Below are 6000 nucleotides of genomic sequence, written 5' to 3' on the forward strand. Positions count from 1 at the left end.
CAGGTTTCACCCACGGTTATTGATAGTTTGTTTTTACAGGATAGCATAATGAAGTGACATTTATAAAAAAAGGTACTGTATCAACAGTACCTTCTGCTTATTATTCTCTATTACTTCAACTACAAAGTTTGATCCGCATTATTATAAAAACGAATAAGCTGTTTAATTTCACTTTCTCTTAGTTTCTTAGTTCCCATCTTCTTACTGGCTTCCTGAGAATCTTTAACCAACTCATTTAATAAGGCCAACTGTTTCTTTTTACTTTTACGAAGCTGAACGGCAGGATACTCAGGTAACTTCTCAAGGATAAAAACCTCTTCGTAATTAAAGCCATAACCACCGCTCGACATGGAGCGAAGCACTGTTGAGTATAAATTTATTTTGCCCTTAAGCTCAACTTTGGCAAATATGAACTTTTGCTTGCTGTTTCCTATATTGGTGCTCACTTTGGTTCTTACATTTTTAAGAACAACATAATGATCATATCCCGTTCCATACCCCAGAATTTCGTCTGCTGTATAGGTCTGTTTCTTACCATTTTCTTTATTTAAGGGCTTTGTGGAAATACCTCCATCACTAATGTACTTAACAAGGCATTCGGTTTTAACACTATCCTTATCAATAATGTAACCTTGTCGGTAATCTAATAATTGAGCAACTAACTGGCTGCCCATAGCTAATAGCAGCCCTAAAAAGATAATTCTCTTCATGGATTTGTTGTTTGGTTAAAATGTGTGTGTGTAGACACTAAAACATGCCTGATTTTTTCGGAGAATGAAGATATATAAAAAAACAAAAGCCTACGAAATCGTATGGCTTTTGTTGCTCAATTACAGTTCTACAATGTTACAACAGTATTATACTTCAGATTCGTAGCTTGTAAGTCCTGCTATTTTAATACTATCTCTAATGCTTGCAGAATTTACAAACTTCGCCTCTTCAGGCACTTTAAGATCTAAGGTAATTTTATGTACCTGTTGTTCGGTATAGGTTTTATTTAACTTGCCGTCAATTACCTTCAGGTTAACGCCTCCGCTTTTGCCACTGACTTTTTCAACCACAAAATTGACTTCAATCTTAAGTTTATCGACTTCGAATAAAGTATCCAATCCTTTTTGCTCCCTTAATTCTTCTGATGCGATAAGCTCTTCACGCACTTGGTGAATGAGTTCTTTTAGGTTTAGTTCTGACATAATTTAAAGTTTGATTGTTAATAATATGCAGCCCACTTTAAGGGCTGAGATACAATAATGATGCACTCTTTGGGCTTCACCCACGGTTATTAGTCGTTTGTCTTTTCAGGACAATTATCAGAGTTAATCTTCTACATACCTATGCCCTTTCTGGGCATACTATGAGTAACCACTGGTGAAGCCGGTGGCACTCACCGCATCACTTTTCAGCCCCGCAGGGGTTGAACAATGCTAGTTCACCTTAAGAAATAACGTTCATCGATTGTAACACCATGCTCATTAAGCAATCTTCGATACTCGTCTTCAAAACTCTCCTTTTGATGATGCTGTTGCTGATTAATGATATAGTTAATAAGCATATCCTTATCCCAATATGAATATGTAAAGGCAGCATAACCATCAGCCCAACCTATAAAATCAGGACAGAATCCCGATTCTTTGAGCCAAATAGAGGTAGCTGTTTTTATATCCCTTACAAAATCGGCTAATGCAATGGATGGATGAGTATCTGACAGAATATGAACATGTTCTTCCATCCCGTTGATTCTGTACAAATGGCAGTTTCTGTTTTTGATGATACCCCAGATGTATTTAAAGAGCTCTTCGTTATGTTCTGGATTGAGGGTCTTTTGTCTATGTTTTGTGCAGAACACAATTTGATAGAGTATTTGTCGATAACTTGACATATTGGATAGATTTAAAATATGTATAGAATAAAATTGATTCGGACTATATCTATTTATATTCAACCCTCTCAGGGCTGGGGTGCTGACTCATTAACCTCCGTGGGCTACACCCACGGTTATTAGTAGTTTGTCCTTGCAGGACAATTTTAGAAGTTAATCTTCTTCAAATCAACCTATGCCGTTTCAGGGCTGGACCTATTGCTCTGTAACATCCTTGAGCTGCCCCCACGGGTATTAGAGGTCCTCCTTTCAGGACAATTATGGGAGTTAATCTTCTTCAAACCTATGCCCAGAAAGGGCTCGACCTATGGATCTGTAACATCCTTGAGCTGCCCACACGGGTATTAGAGGTGCTCCTTGCAGGACAATTATGAGAAGTAATCTTCTTCAAACCTATGCCCAGAAAGGGCATCCCGTGAATAACCACCGATGAAGCCTGTGGCACTCACCATATCACTTTCCAGCCCCGCAGGGGGTGAACACATATCACTCACCCGACAATCACCGTAAAAAGCGATCACTCAACCAACCTTCGACCATTACTTTACTCCAGCCCATCTTTGTTTGCTTAACAATTACCTGGGTATTCTCATTTAATACACCAAGTAACGGTCCTTTGGGCACTTCCCGAAAATTTAGCTTAGTGGTATTCACCACTTTTGGCTGGCCCTGCTCAATGTGCGGAATGACCGTTGGCGATCCTGATGTCAAATTCTTACTTATCGGTATATTATCCAGGTAAGTGATAGTGACCTCTTCACCGCTTATCAAGGCATTGGCTATCTTGGGGTACATTCGTACATAAGCTTGTGTACTATTTTTGACCTTTCCGGACTGAATGGCATTATTATTCACCTCATCACCAACCAGCAGGCAGCCGGAGGTATCATCATCCGTATTGCCAATATGAATCAGAATATCGGTAAACTTGGGAACATTCATTACCTGCAACATGCCATAATGCCAATCTGCACCATACTTCTGAAGGTAATCTGTATGATGCCGTCCATGGGTGCGCAGCTGCAGCTTATAGGTACCTGCATCTATGCGTGTTTCATGCATCTTTTTCACGTCGCGGTGCTCATCTTCGAGCGTGTAACACTCAAATACACCATCAATCAGTAACATGCCCAGCGTACTATCCGTTGAGCTGGCATATCGTACAACGGTTAATTTCATAGCTTATCCTTTTGGCTGATCCTTTGTCACTTGCTGGCTCTCTCTTCTGCTGGCATTCATCTGGCTCACCAAAGGAATCACATTCTTTAAGGCTCGTTCACCAAATAAGAAGCCCAGTACAAGGAAGTTGATAACCTTAAATACAGTCATTAGATCTGGATTTTTCAGAAGTCCATGAAGAGTCGGACATGTAAATACCAGAATATCCAATATCAACACGGCAAAACCCCATATTGGACGCTGTGCGCCGCGTAAAAACAGAATAAAGCGACCCCACCAACCAGCCTGTTTCAGGTCGGCAGTGGTACCTTCCAACTCCCTGATGCGTTCCAACAGTTCTTCTTTTGCTTCACACTCTTTCAGCTGGTCTTCCAGTTCCTGTTCATAGATGGCCTCCGATAAAAGACGTTTCATTTTCTCCTTTTCGGCATCACTGGCAGTAAACTCATCCACCAGGTTTAAAATATCAAATTTGTCACTCTCTTTCATTACAATATGATTTAGTTTGGCTAGTTACTAAGCTCCAAAAACAAGCGCTTCGTCCTTATCGCCGGTTGTGGTTTGAATGGTAAATGTGCAGCTTATGGCATCGGCCTTATCGGGGTAATGCATTTCAATCAGCTCCAGTATCATGTAGCCAAACCATTTCTGATTAAAGCCCCTCTTATCGTTAACCACCGATTCGATAAAACCGAAAAGCTTGGCAATCTCCGATTTTCGCGCATGATCTACATCTATCTTTAAAGCTTTTGATTTGCTGATTTTCTCATCAAAGTTGTTAAAGGCCTTTAAGAGCTCCTGGTAGCTCTTGAGGCTATCGTCAAAAGGAATACCGCCAAAATAACTTGGCCGATTAACCGGGTTCAGACTAAGCCGGTTTGTTTCGAAGTTACGCCACTTTTTATAGGACCGGCGATACTTATTGTGTGCAAACAAATTATTGGTGCTGCGCGTATTGTAAAAGTCCAGGATGGGCTGATAGTAGAAGTCTTCGCGACTGGCCATACGTGTACTATCCTCATTTTTATTTTCATACACCGATGCGGCCATTGAACGCGCCAAAATTTCGTAGCCCATTGACGAACGCATGGCGTTTGCCAGGCATACAAACACCTCCGATGGCACATGCAGCTTACATTCGTATTCTACATCATCGCAATGCTTAATCGTATTCCAGAGCTCACTTAGTCGGTTCTGCGAGTCGGTGTGGCTGAGGTCGGCCAAAGCGCCCCACACAACTGCCAGCTGCATAAACGCATTTAAATCTTTTACATCGCCCTTCTTCTTGTTTTTGCGTTCCTTTATGCGTCCTTTAATCTTTCCATCTTCCTTACCGGCTATCAGAGTGAGGGTGTAATCTAAATCATCGTAATGCAATTCCCTGGCCGGATGCTTTGTTTCCGCATCCAGCGAGATGGCTATTTTAGATTGCTCGGCAAAAACAATAGCACCCTTTTCTTTCAGAGAGGAAATACTGATGGCTTTTTTACCATTAACACCTATCTCTTTCTCTTCAACTTCCAGTTCTTTTTGGGTATATGAGCTAAGGGTCCAGTTACCAATGCTCAAACCAAGGGCAAAACGACGACTGAATTCCAGTCCCTTTTCTGAGAAGTAGTTATTCACTTTAAATGGCGCATTATCGGCATCGCTGTGGTAAGCTAACAAACTGGCAACTTTTAGCTTAACCACATCGCCAAAATGCGCCATCAGGAAATCCTGTTGCACAGTTGCTTCGAGCAATACACCGGTCGTCATCGTTTTGCGGTACTCATACTCCAAGCCTATCTCCACTTTGGCCGAAAGCAAGGCTATTACTTTATCTTTTACCTCCGCTATCTTATCCTTGTATTCGTTGTAATGCGCTTTTAATTCCTCATAGGTATCACCAACAAAATCAATCTTTTCAATGATGGCTGCTATCGTTTCATTGGACAGGTAATCGTCGGTTTGTGCAATAAGTTCATCAAGTTCACCAGTGGGTTTGCCAAGATAATTTTCGTAATATTTATCTATGATCTTAATAATTTTCTCCTTCTCCACATCCAATAAGGCAATTGACACGCCCGCTTTAATACCCAATTCTTTGCTTGATGATTTGGCTTTCCCCAGCTTGAGGGCAAATACCTTATCTTCCACCTTACGCACCAGGCACTCGAAATTGTCCTCGCGCTTAAACGAGAAGGAAACACTTATGCTCGGATCGATTGAAACAGGCAATTGTGGCCCGCTTTTAGTGAGTGTAAACACTGGTGCTAACACTGTAGATAACAGCTGTACCACATCCACATCAATTTTACCACTCACCTCTCCTTTTAGTGCATACGAGCAGGCCTCGTTGGGTAAAAAGCCATCCCAAAACTCAGCCTTGGCCGAGTCATTTAAAAGGCTTTTAAAGTCGAGTAAATCCTGGTAAACAGCCTCCGAGGTTTTGGTCGATAAATCGTGCAAACGGTACATCGACACATCCAGGTCTCTGTTGGCACCAATTTCAAAACCCAGTATCTCTTTAATGCTTCCACCTGCTTTGGCTCTTAGTTTGGCACCTATGGAATAGCGCACCACCGCCTGCTCCTTCATCACCTTTTTGCAGTCGTCTTCACTGAGGTAAAATCCATCCAGATCGTCGTTTTTTAAATCATCGGTATTGTTATACACCCATATATTAGCGGCAGCAGAAGTTTCAAAGTCAAGCACTGCATTGTTTAATAGTGGCACATCAAAACTTCCATTTTTACTGATTTCGGCGTTCTTCAATAGTTGCAATTCTGCCTCATCAAGTGGCATCAGACCTACCTTGGCGGCCTTCGGAATAAGTGGATATAGATTCATGGTATATTTGTTTTTATTAATAACCGATTAAATATATATTCAACCTCGCTGAGGTTGATTGGTTATTTACATTGCACTTATCTACAAATATTTATCTCCGCTGGAGATAA

Annotated in this window: 6 protein-coding genes; all 6 read right to left on the reverse strand. The window is 41.2% G+C overall.

What is annotated here, in order from left to right; translation table 11 throughout:
* Positions 1–119: 119 nt before the first annotated feature.
* Positions 120–710, reverse strand: coding sequence for a hypothetical protein (locus KEM09_RS13795; protein WP_212229150.1), 591 nt, complete (start codon positions 708–710; stop codon positions 120–122).
* A 147-nt stretch (positions 711–857) separates the two neighbouring features.
* Complete coding sequence (locus KEM09_RS13800; RefSeq protein ID WP_212229152.1) at positions 858–1193, reverse strand: trypco2 family protein; 336 nt, start codon at positions 1191–1193, stop codon at positions 858–860.
* A gap of 236 nt (positions 1194–1429) precedes the next feature.
* The gene (tnpA, locus tag KEM09_RS13805) at positions 1430–1879 is read right to left on the reverse strand and encodes an IS200/IS605 family transposase (RefSeq protein ID WP_212229154.1); all 450 of its coding nucleotides are present in this window, start codon (positions 1877–1879) and stop codon (positions 1430–1432) included.
* Positions 1880–2380: 501 nt separating this feature from the next.
* Complete coding sequence (locus KEM09_RS13810; RefSeq protein ID WP_212229156.1) at positions 2381–3058, reverse strand: DUF5675 family protein; 678 nt, start codon at positions 3056–3058, stop codon at positions 2381–2383.
* Between the two features lie 3 nt (positions 3059–3061).
* The gene (locus tag KEM09_RS13815) at positions 3062–3547 is read right to left on the reverse strand and encodes a hypothetical protein (RefSeq protein ID WP_212229157.1); all 486 of its coding nucleotides are present in this window, start codon (positions 3545–3547) and stop codon (positions 3062–3064) included.
* A gap of 27 nt (positions 3548–3574) precedes the next feature.
* Positions 3575–5890 carry a hypothetical protein gene (locus KEM09_RS13820; protein ID WP_212229158.1) on the reverse strand — a complete coding sequence of 772 codons (2316 nt, stop codon included), beginning with the start codon at positions 5888–5890 and terminating at the stop codon, positions 3575–3577.
* Positions 5891–6000 lie beyond the last annotated feature (110 nt).

It is taken from the genome of Carboxylicivirga mesophila (assembly GCF_018271975.1).
Classification (GTDB): Bacteria; Bacteroidota; Bacteroidia; order Bacteroidales; family Marinilabiliaceae; genus Carboxylicivirga; species Carboxylicivirga mesophila.